We start from the raw sequence: 22,496 nt of genomic DNA, 5'->3' as shown, positions 1-22,496 counted from the left end.
TACAAATATTTCAGCAGATATAAGAAAGAAGGCCTTGCCCCTCTGAGAGAAACAAGACCTTCCTGAAATATATAGAGTGATGTCAATTTATTTGCCAGCCAAGAAATAAGAGTAAGATTTTTCATCATTATTTTCTATCTTCTTCATGGCGAAGAACTTCCCGTTATCATCGTAAACATGAATAAATTGAATAGATTTTGGTGACCATGTATCCAGTTTTTTATCCCATTCTGTATAAAAAAGATTGGCAACCAAGCCATCGGCATTATACTCGTAATCATATTTCTTATAGTTTACCCAGCCTTTGTTTGACCATTTATACATTACTTTTTTTTGCAATTCTCCCTTTGCTCCGTAGTAATAAATAGTTTTACAATCGGGGCTATTATTACTCTTTAATGAGATCATCTCTTTAATGGAACCTGACTCTGTAGTTTCAATGTTCTGATACACTTTTTTATCCGGATTTGCCGCACTCAAAGAAAAGGTGGACAACATGGCAACAACCAATAACGAAAGAAATATATTTGTTTTCATATTTGTAATTTTTTAAGTAACCCTTTTTCGACTAATATTCACTGAAGCGCTTTCATAATATATGACGAGGGTACTGATAGAAAAGTTACAAAAACAATGAAAAAAAAATCCTTGCATAGATATTTTATGCAAGGACATTTTCTATATTACTAATAATGATATCTTTATATTATAGATTCCTGATCCAAATATTTCGGAAAGCGACTTCTGTACCATGATCCTGAAGCATAAGAGGCAATCTTCCATGTGCTTCGTATTTGGGCATGCCAATATATTCGGTTGTTCCTTTCAATATATAATTGTTTTGAACAACAATACCGTTTAGCATAACAGTTATCATACCCGGACTTTCCAGTTTACCGCCTGTCCCGAATACAGGAGCTTTCCATATGATGTCATAAACCTGCCATTCTCCGTTTTTGGTGTAAGCATTTACCAATGGAGCCTGTTGTTTATAGATGCTTCCCACCATGCCGTTCACATAGGTTTCGTTATTGTCTCCGTCTAATACCTGTACTTCGTATTTCGATTGTAGAAAGATACCACTGTTCCCTCTGTTCTGCCCATTATGATTCTGTGGAGCAGGTGACCGGAATTCTACATGCAATTGGCAATCTCCAAAGAACTCTTTTGTACGGATAGCACCAGTTCCTGGTTTTACAACCATAAGCCCATTCTCTATTTTCCAGGGAGTATCGCCTCCTTTATCTGACTCCCATTTAGAGAAGTCTTTTCCGTCAAATAGTATGATGGCATCAGATGGGGCTTGGCCTATCTGGCTACCCGGAGTTACTTTATCGGGTTTAGGGTAATACCATTCGGTTTGTTGTGGCGACCATTGGGCAAATGCTACCAGACTGACAGCAGTAAAAATCGCTAATAAAGTTATTCTCTGTTTCATTTTCATATGTTTTATTAGTATGCTCTTGCAAAGACCACTCTTTGAACCGATGGTTTACCTGTAACCATACATTTTCCCGGAGTTTTGTCTCCCTCTAGCGGGATACAACGAATTGTCGCTTTTGTTTCAGTTTTAACCCTTTCTTCCGTTTCGGAAGTACCATCCCAATGAGCAAAGATGAAATAGCCTTCCTCTATTTTTTCTTTAAACTCTTCATAAGTATCGACAGTAATCATTCTACTTGTACGGAAGTCAAACGCCTTTTTATAGATATTGGCTTGTATATCATCCAAAAGATTTTTGATATATATATCGAGTCCGTCAAATGAAACAGTTTCTTTGGTCAACGTGTCGCGACGGGCTACCTCAACAGTATTGTTCTCCATATCGCGGGCACCTATAGCCAGACGTACCGGAACTCCTTTCAACTCATATTCAGAAAACTTCCAGCCTGGCTTTTTATTATCGGCATTGTCATATTTCACACTTATTCCAAGGGATTTAAGTGACTTTACAAGCCCCTCTACCTTCGCATCTATTTTAGACAGCTGTTCTTCACCTTTATAGATAGGCACAATAACTACCTGGAATGGAGCTAATTTTGGAGGTAATACCAAACCGTTATCATCGGAGTGAGCCATGATAAGTGCTCCTATCAGGCGGGTAGAAAGTCCCCATGATGTAGCCCACACATAATCCATCTTACCTTCTTTATCAGCGAATTTCACATCAAAAGCCTTAGCAAAGTTCTGACCTAAGAAATGAGATGTACCGGATTGCAAGGCTTTTCCATCCTGCATCATGGCTTCTATAGTGTAAGTTTCCAATGCTCCGGCAAAACGCTCAGACGCGGATTTCACTCCTTTGATCACAGGCATAGCCATATGTTCCTCTGCAAATTGTGCGTACACATTCAGCATTTGTATGGTTTCGGCCTCAGCTTCTTCCCGTGTGGCATGCGCCGTATGACCTTCCTGCCAAAGAAATTCGGCAGTCCGAAGAAACAAGCGGGTACGCATCTCCCAACGAACAACGTTAGCCCATTGATTTACAAGAATTGGCAGATCTCTGTATGATTGTATCCAGTTGCGGTATGTATTCCATATAATTGTTTCGGAAGTAGGGCGAACAATTAGTTCTTCTTCCAGTTTTGCTTCAGGGTCTACTATAACACCCTTACCATCAGGATCATTTTTCAGCCTGTAATGCGTCACTACAGCGCACTCTTTTGCAAAGCCCTCCACATGGTCGGCTTCTTTACTAAGGAACGATTTCGGTATAAAAAGCGGGAAATATGCATTGACATGACCTGTTTCTTTAAACATATCGTCTAGTTGGCGCTGTATTTTTTCCCATATAGCATAACCATATGGCTTAATAACCATACAACCACGCACAGCTGAATTTTCAGCTAAATCAGCTTTAATAACCAAGTCCAGATACCACTGGCTATAATCCACACTTCTCGGAGTTAATTCCTTTAGTTCTTTCGCCATAATATTAATTAAAAATGTAAAATCAGTTTCTTTTTCAGAGACTGGAATATATGCTATAATTATTGATTGGCAAAGTTAATAAAAATCAATGCACAATCTATTCAACTCCCAAAAAACCTGATATCGGGAAATCTGATATTTCGACCAACTATTTATACAAATCAGTAGTTGAAATTGTAAAAAGTTGACAAAGTTGACGCATATTTCAGTTTATTAGTTTTTAAGTTTACTAGCCTGCTAGTTTTATTCTTCAATATTCTTTCTAGTAAACTAGTATACTTTTCGCTAGTACACTGAATTACTAAAACCTGACAATCCTTACACATTTTCCATTCTTCATTTTTCATTCTTCTTTTAAATATTGGCACATCGGCATATTATATAATCAGCACATTAATATATATCATAGATAAAGTTTTCAGATTCTGATTCATTCCTTAGGAAAATCGGCGATCATATTTTTGTATCTTTGTACTTTAAAATTCTCAATCAGGACACATGAAATATACGGATATATTACTCGATCTCGATGACACACTCATAGACACTGAAGCAAATACAAGGATTACAGTAGAAGAAGTATATAACGATTATAATCTTGGAGAGTATTTCGATTCCTTTCCGGCTTTTTTCTCATTCTACCACACCAATGTCAGTAAGCTATGGGATATGTATAACAAAGGACAGATAACAAAAGACGAAATACAGATAGAGCGTTTTGGTGTATCGTTGCGTCATATCCCCGAATTTAATGAAAGCCGGATAAAAGAAATAAATGAAGATTATATACAAAGAGTAATGCTAAAAGATACACTTATAGATGGAGCCATGGAGTTTCTCGAATATCTGAAGCCCCTATATAAGATACATATCCTATCTAATGGTTTTACCGAAATGCAATACAAAAAGATGGAAAGTGCCGGAATACCCCAATCATATTTTGACAAGATAATCCTCTCCGATGTAGTAGGTGTAAACAAACCCCATCCCGGTATTTTTAAATACGCACTGGACAAAACAGGTGTAACCGCAGAACAGGTAATAATGATAGGAGACAATCTGCAAACCGATATACTGGGAGCAAAAAACAGCGGTATAGACCAGATATGGTTCAACCCGAAGAATAAACCATCGGTAGAAATACAACCAACCCATACGGTCAACCGGTTATCCGAGATAACTTATATTTTATAAGAAAATTTTTATCCGTTTATTCAATTCTATTACAGCTACCGATAGCAGCATCGACAGGAAAAAATACATAGGGAACATAAACACATCGGCTTTGTATGGCGAGCCTGTGATAATGAATATAGCCATAATATGAATAAAGTAGATGACCGATACGAGTTTTGCCATATAGCCATCGCCACCCTGTTCATACTTTGAATACTTCAGTACAGAAAGGAATATAAGCGGAGCCAGGAACGGCACTACAAAATACAACTCGTCTTTCACCGGATCGGCTTCCCCAAGTTTGAAATAATAGACAAAAGTCGATTCAGCCATTAACATAATCAGAAGTATTCCGGATAGGACGACCATGCCCGTGCTTCTGAAAAAAGCCTTGTCTTCAAGCCCGTTCTTCTTTATATAATATCCCAAAAACATAAACGGGAAACCCATAAATAAAAATGTGCGCACAATGGTAGGATACATATAAATGTGAATATCCAGCAGGTATGCTTTCTGTATTACATATCCTATCAGAAACAGAATATAGGCGACCACCAGCAACTTTGCCATACTTACTTTACGGGTAAAATAGATCACGAAGGTAGCACCTATCAGGGCTGCGATATACCACAAATGGTAATAGCCCGTAAGCAAGTTTATAAGGATAAGTTTTTTCCCTCCTCCGGTCATGTACCAGAGAAATGGCAAATATATGACTGTCCACGTGATATAGATAATGAAAAGGCGTTTTATATATTTCTTTACCTTTTCCTTATCATGTGCTATATCGGCAAAGTAATAGCCATTTATAATAAGGAAGATAGGCACTGTAAAACGTGCGAACGCATCGGAGAAGAACCAACCTAACAAGCCATAGGTCGATATATCGCTGTGCCCGCTGATAACCAGAATGATCAGTATCAGCCGCATATAATCGAGTGTTACATTCCTGCCTTTGGAGAGAGTCATATGTCCAGATTTGTGTTTTGAGCCATAAAGATATAACATTAATCAGTTTATTAAAAGGAATCGGGCGTATAAACAAACAGGCCGAATCGCTTAATTTCAATCCGGCCTGCTTTGTTATCTGGTCAATATGATTAATTCATATACTGTTTGAGTTCCTCTACCCATTTGGCTATACGTGCTTCTGTTTCATTGTATTCGTTGTCTTCATCCAGAGCCAGCCCTACGAAACGGTCGTTTACAATAGCTTCTGAATCGTCGAACGTATACCCGTCAGTAGACACTGAACCAACTATCTCTACCTTATTCTTCAATGCCTTATATATCACATACATACCACCTGCAAAGCTGGTAGAGAAAGAGGCACTGTCACCCAGTCCGAAGATGGCTACTTTTTTACCTGAAAAGTCCAGTTTTTCTACTTTTGGTAAAAGTATCTCCCAGTCGTCCTGTAAATCACCTACCCCTGTGGTAGATGCACCGAAAATAAGGAAATCGTAAGGCTTCAGATCATCGACTTTTACTCCATCCGCATTGAAAAGATCAGCATCACCAATTGCTTCTTTTATTTTTTCTGCTACCGCTTCTGTGGCCCCGGTAGACGAGCCGTAAACTATCGCTATTTTGCTCATAACACGTTTTGAGTTTATTAAACTGATTATCAACTACCTGGGATCAGCAAGTACAGAGCGCGCCATAAAGGTTTGTACTATACCTCTCATCGCCAGATATATTATAAACGAAATCCATAAGATTTTGTTCCCAATAAAATTGTTCAATGACAAATATAGCAAGAAAAAACAGACGACCGATATCAGCATAGAGTTACGCATCTGATGAGAGGCCGTAGCCCCGATAAATATACCATCCCAGAGGAATGCCGAAAAGCCGGCAATTGGGATAAGAAGCACCCATATATGGTATTGGCGGCTCAACTCCACGATATACTGCTTATCGGTTAATATAGATAATATATCTTCCATAAAAAATATATATATCAGTGTAAACAGGATAGCAATGCCTGCTCCCCATCCGAATAAACGTTTCACCAGAATTTTCAGCTGCCCCTTATTATTAGCCCCGATAAATTTACCTGTAAGTGCTTCAGCTGCATATGCAAAACCGTCCATCATGTACGAGAACAGGATAAACAACTGCATTAGCAGCGCATTTACTGCAAGAATATCTTTCCCTGCCTTTGCCGATGCCGAGGTGAAAAAGGTAGTAACAACCACCAATGCCATTGTGCGGATAAAAATATCGCTGTTCACCTTAAAGAAAGGGATATATGAAGGCAGGTTTTTCAGAATTTTCAGATTGAAATAAGGTTTCAGCCAACCATATTTCACATTCCATATAAACAGGGATGCAATAAACCCTGAATACTGGGCGCAGAGTGTGGCCAAAGCAACACCTTTTATCTTCATACCCAACCCATAGACGAAGAAGAAGCTCAGACCGATATTTACTATATTGATCCCTATAGCCACCACCATTGGTATTTTAGCATTCTGCATCCCTACATACCAGCCGTTGAATGTGTACATTCCCAGCACGGCAGGAGCCGCCCACACATAGACGTAGAAATATTCCTGCGCATAAGTTTTCACTACCGGTTCGGCATTCAGCAGATAAAACCCGGCATGGGAGATAAAATATTGCAACAGAATTATAAGAACCCCTGCCGCCATAGCCACAGCTAGCGAACGCAGGAGTATATTGGTTTGCTCTCCTTTGTTTTCTGCACCGAATGCCTGCGCTGTAAAACCGCTTGTTCCCATTCGCAGGAAGGAAAAACTCCAGTATATAAAATTAAAAAGCATGGTAGCCAGTGCAATAGCCCCGATATAGTCTTCCGAATCGAGATGCCCTACAATAAACATATCCACCATACCCAAAAGGGGCACGGTTATGTTGGAAATAATATTAGGTATAGCCAGTCGTAAAATGCTTCTATTCATAACAGAGGCAAAAGTACGATTAATTATTACAATAGTTAACTGGTAACTGCCAACAGGCTGATGAAAACATCAAATAAAAAAACATATCTTTGTTCATAATCCTAATATAAAACAACAAACTATGCTAATAAAAAATACTCTATTTATATTTGATAAAAAAAGAAGCCAATGAATGTAAGTGTATTGACAAAGCTTCCTCTTTTCAGATCTATACGCCAAAACGAAATAGAACGAATATTACAGGAATTAAAAATAACTGAGACGTACTTTAAGAAAGGCGAAATACTGGCTTTTCAGGACGAGGCGTGCAACAGGCTTATCCTGTTATTATCAGGTAGTGTAAAAGGCGAAATGAACGATCCATCGGGCAAAGTGGTAAAAGTAGAAGATATTTATGCTCCGAATCCGTTGGCTATACTTTTCCTTTTTGGTGATGATAACCGGTTTCCCGTACAGGCTATTGCCCGTGAGGATACTATTGCGCTGGTTATTCCAAAGCAGTCAGTACTGCGAATGTTAAGTATGAATGAAACGTTGCTGAAGAATTATCTGGATATTTCGGCAAATTTTGCAGGAAGATTAAGTAAAAAATTACATTTTATGTCTTTCCGCACTATCCGTCAAAAATTATCCCTATATATACTTAACCTGTCAAAGATCTCCCAATCGGACATCGTAGAACTGGACCGGCCAAAAAGTTCGTTAGCAGAATATTTCGGTGTATCGAGACAATCGATCGAACGTGAATTAACGAATATGCAGACAGACGGACTGATATTATCCGAAAAAAGGAAGATCTCTATAAAAAAGAAGGATAAGCTGATACAGCTTATCCGTTTCTGATATGTCTATTATATATCGTTATATTTATTTGCCGCTCATCAGCGTTTCCATAAATTCTTTTCCTTTGATCAGGCCATAAGCACCTTTAGGTGATTCGAATTCATCGTATACCCGGACATCATCGGCACTACCATTCGATCTGTAAATAAGAAAAGGAATCGGTTTATTCGTGTGCGTTTTTAGTGCACACGGAGTAGGGTGATCCGGTAAGACAGCAATAGTTACAGGTTCATCCCAATCTTTAGTAGCTTCATAGATATGTCTTACCACTCTGTCATCCAGATATTCTATCGTTTTTGTCTTCAGTTCATAATCGCCTTCATGTCCGGCCTCATCACTGGCTTCTATGTGCAGATACACAAAGTCATCATTCTTCAACGCATCGATGGCAGCCTGTGCCTTACCTTCATAATTTGTATCGTAAAGACCTGTTGCTCCTTCGACATGAATTTGCTTCAAACCCGCATAAACACCGATACCCATAATCAGGTCTACAGCAGAGATCACCGAGCCGGATTTTATTCCGAATAGTTCCTGCAAGGTTTGCATCTGCGGACGATAGCCCGGAGACCATGGCCAAATACTGTTTGCCGGATCTTTTCCTGCGGCAATACGTTTCAGGTTCACAGGATGATTTTTTAGGAGTTCTTGTGATTTTAGAATGAGACTGTTCAAATAATCTGCTGTCTCCTGTGCCTCGGGTGCCTCAGCTTTAATCAACACATCTTTAAATGGGGTGCCTGTGACATCATGTGGCGCTGTACAGTCCAGATGCTTGTTTCCTTCTTTTAACTTAAGCAAGTGACGATATGATACGCCAGGGTAGAAACTCACCTTTCCATCATTTAATTCCTTATAGAGAAAACGGATCAGCTCGGCAGCTTCTTCACTTGATATATGTCCGGCCGAGTGGTTCTTTATTTTTTCGTCTTCTATACAGATCAGATTACAGCGCATAGCCATTTCACCAGGTAGAATATCCACTCCCATACTGGCAGCTTCGAGCGAACCACGTCCTTCAAATACTTTTGGTACATCGTAACCAAGAACCGAGAGATTGGCAATTTCGCTTCCCGGTTTAAATCCCGGAGGAATTGTATCCAGTTCTCCACTTTTACCTTTGGCGGCAAGCATATCTATATACGGCTTTCTAGCCACTTGTAACGGGGTCTTATTTCCTAATGCGCCAATAGGTTCATCGGCGGCGCCATCCGCAAGAATTATAATCGTTTTCATTTTTCTACCAGAACAGAGTTTTATCTTACAAAATTGAGCATAATTTATACAAAAAACAACTTTTACATACAATTTACCGGCCTTAGTTAGAAAATACAAAAAACCAACCGGCAAATTAACCTATTTTATCAGTTTCGCTATATAACTAATAAATTGTCTGGTATACAAATCCCACTTGATTTTATTTATAAACTTTTCTACCGGATTTGTTATAACGAATCTGACATTATCAATCACGATGCAAGCAGCAAATACTACAACACCATAAAACAGCAGTCTGACTGCAAGCATCCATTCTGTATCAATACCAGCAGTGCTCTCCTTAATATATCCGTATAAATGCTCTTTTACAAAACGATTCTCATGAATCAGATAAACGGCTAGAGCCGATTTAGCAATCCAATTTATAAACCTGTTTTTGAACTTGAGTGTCCTGAAAAACAGGAAAAACGAAATAGCGGAAATGAAAACAACAGGGGAATTGTATATATAAAAGCGATTTGTAATAGAATGAATATCAGAACTCTTTGTTATTATGAAAACAGTACTGATAACAGAGCATAAAATATATATACCCAGATACAGGAATTGCCGTTTTGTAGTTGTGACATTTAGTGTATGCATGGCGATAAACCGCCCTATAAAATATAAAAAGATGAAATTCATCACATTATAACCATTATAGTTTACATCCTTCTGCCACAGATAGCCAAAATAAAATGTTATAACGCTCCATATGATCAATAAAGCAATGAATTCGCTTTTATTACAGTTATCAACTACTTTGTTCAGCATTGGAGATAAAAGGAAAAGGTAAAAATAACAAGTTACGAACCAAATGCCTTCGGAATGAGAGAATGGCAGAAAAGCCCGGAAAATACTCTTTAAGTTATAAACATCCGTATATCCTGCCTGAAGTAACGAGAATAGCAGATTATAGAATACACAAATAATATATAAATGAAAAAATCCCCGCCAGCTTATTCTTATTCCGAAAAATCCCGAGATCAAAACAAAACAATTGACCGCTATAATAAATAAACTATTAAATGAAACGAGGATGCTTTCATTTGAATAGCCTAACACATGATAAATGAAGTGATGCAACAGTATGAAAAACATGCATACCAACCGAAGAAGTTCAAAATTGGACTCCCTTACTCTCCTATCAGAAACAATGTTTTTATCGGGAAGCATTGTTGAAATTTTTCTTTGAAGGCTATCTTACATTCGCAATACTGATTATATCAGAGAATACGCCTGCTGCCGTGACACTGGCACCTGCTCCATATCCCTTTATTATCATTGGATATTCGTTATACCTCTCGGTAGTGATCTGAATTATATTGTTGCTACCCTCCAGATCGTAGAATGGATGGTTTTGTCCGACTTCCTGCAATCCCACCTCGCATTTACCATTTTCATACCTGGCAACAAAACGGAGGTGCTTGTGTTCATTTTCAAGCTTGTTTCTACGGGCTTCGAATTCATCGTCTAATTTTCGGATATTTGCCCAGAACTCTTCTATTGTACCATCAAAAAATTCCAGAGGAACAAAAAGATTTTTCTTGACATCTGATTGTTCTACCCTGTATCCCGATTCACGGGTAAGGATGACAAGCTTACGCACCACATCGGCACCACTCAAGTCGATACGGGGATCAGGCTCGGAATATCCGTTTTCTTTGGCCAGATAGATGGCTTTACTGAAAGGTATGTCCTTACTTATTGTATTGAAGATAAAATTCAATGTTCCTGATAAGACAGCCTCAATTTTGACGATTTTATCGCCGGAATTGACCAGCGAGTTCATTGTATTGATAATCGGTAATCCTGCTCCGACATTTGTTTCAAACAGGAATTTGATATTCCGTTCGCGGGCTGTGTTTTTCAGATTGATATAATTGTCGTAAGCTGAAGAAGCCGCTACCTTATTAGCCGTGACAACAGATATATTCTTAGCCATCAGTTCTCCATAAATCTCGGAAACGGAATCACTGGCGGTACAATCGACAAAGACAGCATTGAAAATATTCATATTTATGATTCCATCACGAAGTATCTCAGGGCTACTCGGTATACCCCTTTCTTCCAGTTCCTGCTTGTAATTGTCGAGATCTATACCTTCCCTGCAAAACAAAGCCTTACGGCCTCTGGCTATCCCCACTACATTCAGTTTCAGGGCATACTGTTCCATAAGTTTTGGTTGCTGATGCCTGATCTGTTCTATCAGATTCCCTCCGACAGTCCCAATTCCCACGATGAAAAGGTTTAAAGCCTTGTAGTCTGACAGGAAGAACGAATCGTGGATAGAGTTGAGCGCTTTACGCAAGTATTTATTTTTTATAACAAATGAAATATTCACCTCAGATGCACCCTGTGCACAGGCAATCACGCTGATACCACTCTTCCCCAGTGTTTCGAACAGCTTTCCGGCAATCCCCGGGGTATATTTCATATTCTCGCCCACAATGGCTACTGTGGCAAGATCGGTTTCGAGCAACACACGGTTGATACTACCCAGTGCGATCTCTTTATCGAATTCGGCCTCCAGTACCTGAACAGCCAGTTCCGCATCCACAGAACGCACACCGATGGATGTACTGTTTTCTGACGATGCCTGAGAGACAAGGAACACACTGATACCATTTTTGGCCAAAGCCCGGAATATGCGGAAATTCACCCCGATAATACCTACCATACCAAGTCCCTGCACAGTGATCAGACAAGCATCTGAGATAGAAGAAATACCTTTTATCAACGCTTTGCTCTTTTTGGGATCCCCGTCATGAGAAATGTATGTGCCGGGAGCTTCAGGCTTAAAGGTATTCTTTATCCTGATAGGGATATTCTTATGATAGACCGGGAAAATTGTAGGTGGGTATATGATCTTCGCACCAAAGTTACACAACTCGGTAGCCTCAGTGAAAGTGAGATATTCAATAACATGAGCCCCGTTTATCACTTTGGGATCGGCCGACATAAAGCCATCCACATCCGACCATATCTCGAGAATATTGGCATTGAGCGCCGCAGCAAATATGGCTGCCGTGTAATCTGATCCTCCACGCCCCAGATTGGTAATTTCCCCGGTGGTTTTACATGTGGAAATAAATCCGGCGACTAATATCCTTTTCGAAGAAGATTCGAAAGCAGCCTGTATCAGTTTCGATGACAGCTCTATATCCGGCGTATGTTTTCCGAAAGCAGAATCTGTCTGAACAAGTTTCGCAACATCTATCAATTCAAAATCTGTAAAAGAATAGCTGATAATAAGTGAAGACAAACGCTCTCCATAGCTCACTATTTTATCGGAAGTCTTAGGCGAAAGGTCATTGATGAGGAATACACCTTTGAAGATGTTGCTTAGTTCTTCGAGCAGTTTGTTAACTTCAATCTCCAGTTTGTTGCGCTCTTCGCCTGTAACGTCAAGTTTACTGACCACAGTCAGGTGTTGCTCAACGATTTCACGGAATTCGCGCTCATAGGAATAGTCTCCTGCCGCCGCCATTTGCGAGGTGGTCAAGAGTTTGTCCGTTATACCTTTGAAAGCTGAAACTACAACTACCAGGGGCTCTTCTACCCTGCTTACTATTTTTTTTACATTAGCGATATTAGAGGCAGAACCTACGGATGTTCCGCCAAACTTCATTACTTTCATTGGGTATAATTAATGTCTGTTCTTATTTCAACAAGTTATCGAATCTATCGGCGTCTATAATTATTCTCTGTTTATCCTCATTATATTTCAAACGAGGGACTTTAACGACGGGCACTACCTGGGTAGTAACAGCCGATTTGGTTTTTACACGGGCTACACCTGTAATTTTAGCGATAGCTTCGGCAAGCATTGGTTCCGACAGGTCTCCCAGCGGAAGGAGTCCTTCTTTCCATTCGGACAATAAAGGACATTGAGTTTCTACCCTATTGCCATTATCATCTTCATAATATGCATCCTGCATCACATATGATTCCTCCCATTCCGATACCGGATAATCGGGCTCTAAACCATCTATATAATTGCCATTTCCATCGGCATCAGACAGGCGGGATATTAGCGGTTGCAATTGCCATTTTATACGCTCACTATCCGATTTTATAGTCATCGACGCTTTATCTTTTCCTACAGTTGTTTCTCCTACATGATATACATTCATATAGGGTTTCAGGTTGTGAAGGACAAGTTCACTGGCCGATGCGCTGTATTCGGAAGCGATGATAAACAGGCGATTTATATTCAATTTTGGTATCTCAACATTTGTTCTATATACTTTATCGAGGAAATAATCATTAAAGATATCAGAATTATTTCTGTTGGTTACCAATAATGAATCTTCAAAATACTGATTGTATTTTTCTTTGGCAAAAATTTTGCTTGTAGTCCTGTCGGGATATAAAGCGCTGGCTAAGTTGATTGCTGTTGTAAGATAACCTCCCGGATTGTACCTTAAATCGAGTACAAACTCTGTAATTCCCTGATTATTCAAATCCCTGATACTTTCTATCAGGGCAATGTCGTATCTGAAGTTCGTTTCATCACTTTCATCCGGATCTCTTTTAAATGCATTATACATCAGATACCCCACTTTAACATCGGCATTAGCACTGTTCTTCACATTTAGTACTTTGCTAATAAAAATGGGAGATTGGACAGAACCATTAGTACTAAACGGACTTAAAACCTCCATAGTCCCGGTAGCATTATTATATACAGAAAGGGTTAACGAGTTTTTATCTTTCAGAATAGTTTGATAATTGTCATAATTTACATTCTCACTGTCTACTTTATATATAACCATTCCCCTTTTCAAACCCTTTGCTTCGGCATCAGAATCTTCATAAACATAAGTGACAAAAAGACCAACGGAGGTATTTTGTGCACTAGCATTGGGAAAATATGAAACAGGGAGACAATCAAATCCCAGATTGTCTTCATTAAACAACGCCTTTGTTCCTTTCGAATCGTCTTCTTCTATCCAGGAAAACCTATCACCGTCACGTTGTTTGTATTTATAGAGGATACTAGTAAAGAAGCTTTCAGATTCCAGACTGTAATTGGGTGATTTGGTTAATTCCTCATTCCACAGATAAACCCTTGTCATTTTGTCGTATATCCAACGGTTGGTATATTCTTCATCGGTATAATTGTCTCTCTTGCTATCGTTATTATCATCACATGCCACAAAGAACAATGATGACAAAATTATTGTCAGAAATGTAAGTTTTGCTTTCATTATAGTCTCATTTTGTGAGTATATATGTTATTTTATCAATTAGCCACCATCATTTACAGACGTTTGCAAATATACGGATTAATATGCTATTAAAAAATTAATTCGCCTTTGCCCTGCCTTATTATTTCGGGTTCGTCGCCGGTACAGTCTACCACGGTAGATGCCTCTACTCCTCCATAACCCCCATCTATAATAACGTCAACTTTGTCAGAATATTTTTCGTAAATAAGTTCGGGATCGGTGGTATATTCTACTACCTCGTCATCATCCTTTACCGAAGTGGTGAGTATAGGGTTTCCCAGTTCATGCACCAGCGTGCGAATGATATTATTATCGGGGACACGTATGCCCACAGTTTTTTTGTTTTTATAAATCTTTGGTAATGAAGATGTCGTATTCAATATAAAGGTAAACGGGCCGGGCAGATTCTTCTTCATCAGTTTGAATGTGGCATTATCCACACGGGCATATTCGCTGATGTTACTCAGGTCATAGCAAATAATGGACAGATTGCTTTTTGCCGGATTAATATCTTTTATACGGCATATTTCTTCCACAGCGCGCACGTTTAGCGCATCGCAACCAATGGCATATACCGTATCGGTAGGATAAATAATCAGCCCCCCATCCCTCAGAACCTGTATGACCTTGTCTACCTCTTTCTGATTGGGATTGTCCTCATATAACTTTATAAACATACAATCAGCCTTTTCGTGTTGAATACAAATGTAGTGATACTTAGCGAAATATAAGCAAAAATAAGATTTAATAAAGAAAGTTAAAAATAACCGAAAAGGCAATCATTTGCCACCTGTTAGTAGTCAGGGAGTTAAGAACAAGGACTGTATCGGTTCAGAACAGTGAGCCCAATCGTTTTTTTATAGAAAACATGGTCAGACGCTTTATTTCTTCTTCTTTTTCAACTCATCCCTGAGCAGTGATGCCAATTCATAGTCTTCCCCGTCTACTGCGTCTTTAAGCAAAGTTTCCAATTCTTCGGGGCTTAACAAGGAATAATCGAGTGCCGGATCGTCTCTTCCCTCATCGCCCGATGTTTCCTGCATAGCATTCTCATCGAAGATGACGGCTTGTTCACGCATAATAGTTTCGGTAGTGTATATGGGCGATTTTGTCCTCAGGGCAATGGCTACGGCATCGGACGTGCGTGATTCTATTTCCATAACCTTGTCCTCCTGCAAAAGAACTAATTTCGCAAAGAACACACCATTTTCGTATTTATAAATCTCTACTTCGCGGAGGACAATTCCGGCTTCGGAAAGCAAGGATTTGAACAAGTCGTGTGTGAGTGGTCTGGGAGGGATCGAGCCTTGCAGTTTGAAAGCAATGGATTGTGCTTCGGGCGTACCGACAACGATCATCAGACGGCGTATTCCGTCCTCTTCAGCCAATACCAGTCCGTAAGCTCCCGACTGAGTCTGGTTGAAAGAAAAACCTAGCACCGATAATTTCACCTTATTGTCCATACTCCGAATATTGAATCAAAATTACAGATTTTATTTTATAACCACCAAAAATCTGTTTTGTTTTATAATATTTAATGTCTTTAGTTGCAAACAGCAATTATGAGAAAGGTTTGTATTTTTTGCAGATAACTTTATCTATAGTATAAACAACAATGAGCTAATGTGGCAATATGCCGATGTGCCAACAAAAAACAAAAAAGCGATCTTTAAAAGATTTAAATAGTTATGCGAACCTGTAATCAGATTTAATCGTTTTATTTTTTACTGTGCGTAATCGAAGATTACTTGCCATCCTTTTTTCTTAAGCAAAAAAAGATGCAAAAGTGTCACTTTTGTCACTTTTTAGTTAAAACGCGGAGACTAATAAAATTCAATATTTTAGTCTGTTTTTGATCTCTTAATTTTCAAATAGATGTATCTTTGCTTAAAATAAAGGAATTATGACACTGAAAGATAAACATATTGTATTAGGTATCACCGGAAGCATAGCAGCATATAAAGCAGCTTCGTTAACCCGTTTGTTTATTAAAGCAGGAGCCAAAGTGCAGATTGTTATTACTCCTGCCGGAAAAGAGTTTATCACTCCTGTTACCCTGTCTGCCTTAACCGGAAAGCCTGTTGTCAGCGAATTCTTTACAGCTAATGACGGTACATGGCACAGTCATGTCGATCTGGGACAGTGGGCCGACCTGATGGTAATAGCTCCCGCTACGGCCTCTACTCTCGGCAAAATGGCTAACGGGATAGCAGACAATATGCTTATCACTACATATCTTTCGATGAAAGCCCCTGTTATGATAGCTCCGGCTATGGATTTGGATATGTTTGGTCATCCGTCTACAACCCGGAATATAGAGTTGCTTCGCTCTTACGGGAACATTATTATAGAACCTGCTGCCGGTGAATTGGCCAGCCATCTGATAGGCAAAGGGCGTATGGAAGAACCGGAGAAAATACTGGAAGCGGTGGAGAACTTCTTTACTCAGCAGGAATCACTTTCAAAAAAAAAAATACTGATAACGGCCGGACCGACTTATGAAAAGATAGATCCCGTTCGTTTTATCGGGAATTATTCTTCAGGGAAAATGGGATTTGCCCTTGCCGAAGAATGTGCCCGCCGTGGAGCGGAAGTTGTGATTGTTGCAGGTCCTGTATCACTGAAAACTACCCACCCCAATATAACACGTATCGATGTGGAATCGGCAGAAGAAATGTATAATGCTTCTGTAAATGCCTTTCCTGGGATGAACGCAGCTATATTATGTGCGGCGGTAGCCGATTTCCGGCCTTCGGAGCAATATGCTGAGAAAGTGAAGCGGGGAGAAGATATATTGAATATATCCCTTGTTCCGAACAAGGATATCGCGGCATCGCTGGGCAAGATGAAGAAAGCCAATCAGGTACTTATTGGCTTTGCGCTGGAAACAAATGACGAGGAAGCGAATGCCCTGAAAAAAATGGCGAAGAAAAACCTCGATTTTATAGTATTGAACTCACTCAATGATAAAGGAGCGGGATTCAAATATGATACGAATAAGATAGCCATACTTAATAAGGAGGGCATTCGTAAAGATTTTCCGTTAAAGGCGAAAAAAGATGTTGCTTCTGATATTATAGATGAAACATTAGCTTAGTTGCTTGCTGCTATCGGTTGTCTGAGAACAAATTAGCCCTGCATTTGTTGATTAAGTTAAACAACGTGAAACTAACATTGTTTGATGGCACAGGTAAAAAAGACTAAAGCGACAAAAATAATCCTCTTCGTCATCCTGCTGGGTATAGTAGGGGGATTTACTGTTAACTGGTTTCTTACCTATCGCCTGCAGTCTACCCTGAATGAAAAGCTAACGGAGGAAGTGCTGAAAGCGACCGATGGCTTTTACAGGTGTACTTTCGAGGAATTATCTGTTGGCCTGTTCTCTGGCGAACTTTCCATAAAGGGAGTCAATCTGGAACCCGATTCTCTGGCTTTTGCCCAATGGAAGGCAGGGGATACGCTTCCCAATGTGTATTATAAAATCCATCTGGGAGAAATTCATTTTCGCGGGGTGAACCTCACATGGCTTCGTAATTATACAAACCTTCATTTCAGCCTGTTTGAGTTGAATTCCCCTGATGTAAAGGTTGTTCAACCCGCATCGGCCCGTGAAAAAGAAGAACATTCCGGAAAAGACCCGAAAACGCTCTATGAAATGGTTTCTCCATATATAGACGAACTTACGGTGAACAGGATAAACCTGAAGGATGCAAATGTCTCTTATATTGTGGATGACTCAATATCACCTGTTGTATATGCTTTGAGGGATGCTAACTTCAGGGCTTTTAACTTCAGGTTGGATAAGGATTCATACATGTCGGGGAAACTGCTTTATTCCGACTATTTCGAGTTTGAGGCTGATAAACCTCAGCAACTTTTGTATAGTGATCAGGTGATTCTGGAAACAGACAATATCAAGCTTAGCACCATTGAGTCGCTTATAGAGATAGAAGGGGTAAAGATCCATCCGAAAGAAAGCTTTTGGGAGGATCGTTTTCAAAGGTCGGGAATATACCTTAAAGCTGAAATAGCAGCTGTTACCGCCGAGGGAGTTGGGTTTAACCGGGAAAATGCACAGAATTATCTTCATGCTTCATCCTTTAATATAAAATCGACGGATATACAGTATTTTAGTATTAATGGAGGTGATAAGAGCGAAGAAAAAGACTCACTTGTACAGGATACCATAACAGATCAGGCTTGGTCTTTATATAGCCTCATCTCACCCATCCTGAGTAGTATAGCTATTGATAAAATAAACATAGAAAAGACAAAGTTCAATTATACGCTTACCCAGAAAGGTCTTACTGATATATATACGTTGTATAAGTTTGATTTTCACGCCAATAAATTCCTGGTAGATTCACTGTCGGAGCAACAAAAAAAGTTTTGGTATGTAGATAATTTCGTATTGGCAGGTGAGAATATTAACGGGTTGATGGAAAGCAACAATTCGAATGTAAGCGCCACAAGTCTCTATCTCAATACAGGGGAAAAGAAATTTCATCTGGCCAATATAGAAGTGAAGCCTTTATCTACAAATCAGGGAAAAGACTATATGTCGGGAGGTATTAAACGGATAAGTGTCGATGGGCTGGATTATAACACCGGGGTTTCGGCCGATGAGCTCAGGCTCGACACCTTTAATATTGAGTATTTCAGGGTATCAGCCAATAATTCTCAGACAAAGATATCTAAAGCGGCAGGGTCACCGGATGATATTTTCGAAATGTTCAATCCTTATGCTGATTATCTGTCGGTGAAAAAGATCAGGCTGAACGATGCAGGTCTGAAGGTTCATGATAGGGTAGAAGGGCAAACATATAGCTTACAACATCTGAATTTTTATGCTACCAATTTCTTAATAGATGAAAATACCCGGCGAACCGCAAGGTATCTTTTCAGCTGTGACGATATTGGGATGGCATTCAAGAACTTCGATAATGTCCTTCCGGGGGGTATCTACAGATTGCAAATAGGAAGTACGGATGTATCTACGATGGCCGGACGTCTGAAATTTGAAAATTTGAGATTGAGCCCGCAGACAGATACATGGACTAAAGCCCCGGCATCTTATTATGATATAAAAATCCCGTTGGTTGATATAGAGGGCTTCGATAATGAGGCCTATCTCAATAAAGATATAGCCAGGGTGGGTTCCTTCAGGATATTATCACCCGATATAAACATTGTAAAGTTGAAAGATGCAGTTCGGGATAGTAAAGATAATGACGGATATAGTATAACGAATGCGTTAAAAGGTATCTCTGTGAGTTCTATGATAATATCGGATGCCGCATTCAGGTCTTTAGACCGTACCAAAGATGATAGTATATCTGTCAGTATTCAGGATATGAGATTGACCGATCTCTTGATGGACGAAAAACTGAATGTTGGAAAGTTTTATGTGTCCCGGCCTTCGGTAAATATGCGTGAATCCGGTTCAAAAATCAGCTTCAGCACAGATTATCTGAGTCTTACGGGGCTTAAGCTTTCGGGGAAAGACATTGGTCTGGCTTCATTCGATCTGATAAAACCGGAACTGCATTTGATACGGGATTATAAGGTAAAGACTGATACAACAAGCCTGAAATCGCCAGAGCCTGATGCATATGCTTCTTTAAGCGCTTATTTCGACAAAGCAAATATTGGACGGATCAATATTGAAGAGGCTCGTATCGATTATAGCCATACTCTGGACACGAAAATTGTAAAATATCAGGAGGTAAATACTACAAACCTGAAAGCCGAGGGCCTTGCAATAGATACCAAAGCCAGATCGTTAGATGTCGCAGACTTTCACTTCAATACCAAAGATCTGCATCTGCCCATTATGGATGGCTTCTATACGCTCGATTTCGATAGGATCGACCTGAATAAGAAACTGGCTAAAGCAGAGATATCAGGAGTTAAAATGACCTCAGCCTATCCCAAGATGGAGTTCTCTTACAAGCACCCTCAGCATAAAGACTGGTTCGATGTTAGCGTTGGCGGTATTACTATATCAGGACTTGATTACACTACCTTGATTAAGAGCAATTTACTGAAGGCAAAGGATCTTGAGATACAGGATGTAGTATTGCAAAACCTGAAGAACAAACAGATATATACCCCGCCCAAAATGCAGCCGATGATATACACTAAGATTCAGGAACTACCGGTCGGTTTGGATATTGATACTGCCAATATAAAGAACTTTACTGTGATATACGATGAGTTGCCAAAGGACAGTGAAGAGATGGGACGGATACTCTTTGAAGGTATGAACGGGCGGTTCTCCAGACTTGCCAATGTCGCTTCTTACCCCAATGAATACATGAACCTGTATGTGGATGGCAAATTTATGGGCAATCCTTTTACTGCGCGTTGGAATATGCCTGTAAGTCCTGATTACGATTGCTTTGTATTGAGTGCTGCTCTCGATGACTTTGACATGCAAGCCCTTAATCCGATATTTGTCCCTTTAGCCAAGGCCGAAGTGAAAACTGGCAGGATCAATCAGTTCCGCTTCAAAACTGAAGCTACGAGCGTGGATGCTCATGCCCATATGTTATTATTGTATAGCAATTTGCATGTTGACATCTTGAAAGACCCCGAAACACAGCAAAAGAAGAAGCTTCTTTCATCTTTAGCCAATATGGTGATAAGATCCAATAATCCTAATAATAAAAGATCTGATCCCCGGGTAGCTGATATTTATATCGAACGTGATCCCTATCACTCTTCATTCAATTACTTTTGGCAGATTATGCAGCCGGCAATGGTCGAATCTGTTGGTGTATCGCAAGGTAAACAGAACTTTATGAAGAAGGTTACCGGATTCTTTGCTAAAGTAAAGAATCTTTTTTCAGGTAGTAAGAAAGAAGAGGGAAGCTCTAAAGAACTACCTGAATAACCGTCCCTGGTAAGTCTCTCTTTCGGCAAACCTTTTCAACACTTTCGCAGTGAACTCGAAATTTTTCAATCCCCAGTCGGGGGCGATCAGCAATTGTTTAGGAGACTGGGAAATAAACCGTTCTATGATAAAGCCGGGATTAAGCCTTTCTGCAAAATCAATGCACAGATCAATATAATCATCCGCTTTAAATAGGTTAAACCATTCGGGATGCTCCCTGTGTTGTCTGGCCATTACGGTTCCCCTTATCAATTGCAACTGGTGTATTTTCAGGGTAGTCAGCGGTAGTTTCGAAACCACATTGGCATGAGCTAGTATCTGTTCACGGCTTTCGTGTGGCAGACCAAGTATCAGATGTGCTCCTGTGTAAATACCTTTTGATGCTGTTTTTCTGATGGCATCCTCGCTTTCGGCATGTGTATGTCCCCTGTTTATAAACTCCAGTGTAGAGTCAAGCGTTGATTCCAGTCCGTATTCAATAATAAGGAAGGTTCTCTTGTTCAGTTCGGCAAAATAGTCTAAGAGTTCGTCCGGCATGCAGTCGGGGCGTGTTCCTATAATAAGCCCTACAACATCAGGATAGCTCAGCGCCTCTTCATACAAGGCTATTAGCTTATCAATACTATCATAAGTGTTTGTATATGACTGAAAATAAGCTAAATATTTCATGTCAGGATATTTGTAAGAGAAAAAAGCAATGCCGTCTCTCAGTTGGTCGCTGACACTGCGCTGCTTGCCTCCATACCCCGGACTGAAACTCTGATTATTACAATATGTGCAGCCTCCCACAGCTTTCGACCCGTCCCTGTTGGGGCAGGTGAAACCTGCATTTATAGATATCTTCTGCACTTTGTAAGGAAAGTGTTGTTTCAGAAGCTCTCCGAATTCTTTATAGAACCTGTTTTCCATCCGGCTGTTTTCATTTTGTGTGCAAAGGTAACAATAAGCCTATCAAGATTGTTCTCTGCCCTGTTAATTATGTCTCATTTTCCAATTTAACTAAAAAGTTACAAAAGTGACAGAATTTAGCCTTTAGCTATTTGCTTATAGCCATTGGCTTTTTAACTAAAAGCTGACAAACAACGTTCGGCAGAGCAAAGCGGAGCCAATTGAAAATCACCGAAGCGAAGGCGAGGCAAACCTTACAGGTATTTACAGTTAGCGTTCAACGGTTATCAGTTAACAAACTTGTAACTATTTAATGTTCTCAAAGACCGCTTTTTCAATAGA

At 39.7% G+C, this 22,496-nt stretch carries 17 protein-coding genes; 4 read left to right on the top strand and 13 right to left on the bottom strand.

Annotation, left to right across the window (positions count from 1 at the left end; translation table 11 throughout):
* Positions 1–87 precede the first annotated feature (87 nt).
* The 3 genes from GGR21_RS10890 to proS form a co-directional block, all read right to left on the bottom strand.
* Positions 88–537, bottom strand: a complete 450-nt coding sequence (locus tag GGR21_RS10890; RefSeq protein WP_183307255.1) for a hypothetical protein — start codon at positions 535–537, stop codon at positions 88–90.
* A 169-nt stretch (positions 538–706) separates the two neighbouring features.
* Positions 707–1,438 (bottom strand): 3-keto-disaccharide hydrolase, encoded by a 732-nt coding sequence (locus GGR21_RS10885; RefSeq protein ID WP_183307254.1) that lies wholly within the window; start codon positions 1,436–1,438, stop codon positions 707–709.
* Between the two features lie 14 nt (positions 1,439–1,452).
* Positions 1,453–2,934 carry a proline--tRNA ligase gene (proS, locus tag GGR21_RS10880; protein ID WP_183307253.1) on the bottom strand — a complete coding sequence of 494 codons (1,482 nt, stop codon included), beginning with the start codon at positions 2,932–2,934 and terminating at the stop codon, positions 1,453–1,455.
* 498 nt (positions 2,935–3,432) lie between these two features.
* On the opposite strand from proS, the gene GGR21_RS10875 reads away from it, so the two are divergent.
* Positions 3,433–4,128: a YjjG family noncanonical pyrimidine nucleotidase gene (locus tag GGR21_RS10875; RefSeq protein ID WP_183307252.1), complete on the top strand. Its 696-nt coding sequence runs from the start codon at positions 3,433–3,435 to the stop codon at positions 4,126–4,128.
* Here GGR21_RS10875 and GGR21_RS10870 read toward each other — a convergent pair.
* From GGR21_RS10870 to GGR21_RS10860, 3 genes are all read right to left on the bottom strand, one after another.
* On the bottom strand, positions 4,123–5,079 hold the full coding sequence (locus tag GGR21_RS10870) for an acyltransferase family protein (protein ID WP_183307251.1): 957 nt from the start codon (positions 5,077–5,079) through the stop codon (positions 4,123–4,125). The two genes, GGR21_RS10875 and GGR21_RS10870, sit on opposite strands and share 6 nt — an antisense overlap.
* 131 nt (positions 5,080–5,210) lie before the next feature.
* Positions 5,211–5,708 (bottom strand): flavodoxin, encoded by a 498-nt coding sequence (locus GGR21_RS10865; RefSeq protein WP_183307250.1) that lies wholly within the window; start codon positions 5,706–5,708, stop codon positions 5,211–5,213.
* Positions 5,709–5,741: 33 nt separating this feature from the next.
* On the bottom strand, positions 5,742–7,037 hold the full coding sequence (locus tag GGR21_RS10860) for an MATE family efflux transporter (RefSeq protein ID WP_183307249.1): 1,296 nt from the start codon (positions 7,035–7,037) through the stop codon (positions 5,742–5,744).
* A 168-nt stretch (positions 7,038–7,205) separates the two neighbouring features.
* Here GGR21_RS10860 and GGR21_RS10855 point away from each other — a divergent pair, with 168 nt between their 5' ends.
* A complete protein-coding gene (locus GGR21_RS10855) occupies positions 7,206–7,880 on the top strand; it encodes a Crp/Fnr family transcriptional regulator (protein WP_183307248.1) in 675 nt (224 codons plus the stop codon).
* 24 nt (positions 7,881–7,904) lie between these two features.
* Here the strand turns inward: GGR21_RS10855 and GGR21_RS10850 are convergent, their stop codons facing one another.
* The 6 genes from GGR21_RS10850 to GGR21_RS10825 all read right to left on the bottom strand — a co-directional run bounded on the left by GGR21_RS10850 (position 7,905) and on the right by GGR21_RS10825 (position 15,834).
* Positions 7,905–9,116 (bottom strand): cofactor-independent phosphoglycerate mutase, encoded by a 1,212-nt coding sequence (locus GGR21_RS10850; protein ID WP_183307247.1) that lies wholly within the window; start codon positions 9,114–9,116, stop codon positions 7,905–7,907.
* Between the two features lie 120 nt (positions 9,117–9,236).
* The gene (locus GGR21_RS10845; RefSeq protein ID WP_183307246.1) at positions 9,237–10,313 is read right to left on the bottom strand and encodes an acyltransferase; all 1,077 of its coding nucleotides are present in this window, start codon (positions 10,311–10,313) and stop codon (positions 9,237–9,239) included.
* A gap of 22 nt (positions 10,314–10,335) precedes the next feature.
* Complete coding sequence (thrA, locus tag GGR21_RS10840) at positions 10,336–12,777, bottom strand: bifunctional aspartate kinase/homoserine dehydrogenase I (protein ID WP_183307245.1); 2,442 nt, start codon at positions 12,775–12,777, stop codon at positions 10,336–10,338.
* A gap of 22 nt (positions 12,778–12,799) precedes the next feature.
* Positions 12,800–14,350 carry a S41 family peptidase gene (locus tag GGR21_RS10835; RefSeq protein ID WP_183307244.1) on the bottom strand — a complete coding sequence of 517 codons (1,551 nt, stop codon included), beginning with the start codon at positions 14,348–14,350 and terminating at the stop codon, positions 12,800–12,802.
* A gap of 89 nt (positions 14,351–14,439) precedes the next feature.
* Complete coding sequence (locus tag GGR21_RS10830; protein ID WP_183307243.1) at positions 14,440–15,048, bottom strand: L-threonylcarbamoyladenylate synthase; 609 nt, start codon at positions 15,046–15,048, stop codon at positions 14,440–14,442.
* A gap of 204 nt (positions 15,049–15,252) precedes the next feature.
* On the bottom strand, positions 15,253–15,834 hold the full coding sequence (locus GGR21_RS10825; RefSeq protein WP_183307242.1) for a bifunctional nuclease family protein: 582 nt from the start codon (positions 15,832–15,834) through the stop codon (positions 15,253–15,255).
* Positions 15,835–16,274: 440 nt separating this feature from the next.
* On the opposite strand from GGR21_RS10825, the gene coaBC reads away from it, so the two are divergent.
* Together coaBC and GGR21_RS10815 are read left to right on the top strand one after the other, a co-directional pair.
* Positions 16,275–17,468, top strand: coding sequence for a bifunctional phosphopantothenoylcysteine decarboxylase/phosphopantothenate--cysteine ligase CoaBC (gene coaBC / locus GGR21_RS10820; protein ID WP_183307241.1), 1,194 nt, complete (start codon positions 16,275–16,277; stop codon positions 17,466–17,468).
* An 84-nt stretch (positions 17,469–17,552) separates the two neighbouring features.
* Positions 17,553–21,266, top strand: coding sequence for a hypothetical protein (locus GGR21_RS10815; protein WP_183307240.1), 3,714 nt, complete (start codon positions 17,553–17,555; stop codon positions 21,264–21,266).
* On the opposite strand, the gene GGR21_RS10810 is transcribed toward GGR21_RS10815, so the two are convergent.
* Positions 21,255–22,175, bottom strand: a complete 921-nt coding sequence (locus GGR21_RS10810; RefSeq protein WP_183307239.1) for a TIGR01212 family radical SAM protein — start codon at positions 22,173–22,175, stop codon at positions 21,255–21,257. The genes GGR21_RS10815 and GGR21_RS10810 overlap by 12 nt on opposite strands.
* Positions 22,176–22,496 lie beyond the last annotated feature (321 nt).

The organism is Dysgonomonas hofstadii (genome assembly GCF_014196915.1).
GTDB classification, from domain to species: domain Bacteria; phylum Bacteroidota; class Bacteroidia; order Bacteroidales; family Dysgonomonadaceae; genus Dysgonomonas; species Dysgonomonas hofstadii.
This window is presented reverse-complemented; position numbering and strand designations above follow the sequence as displayed.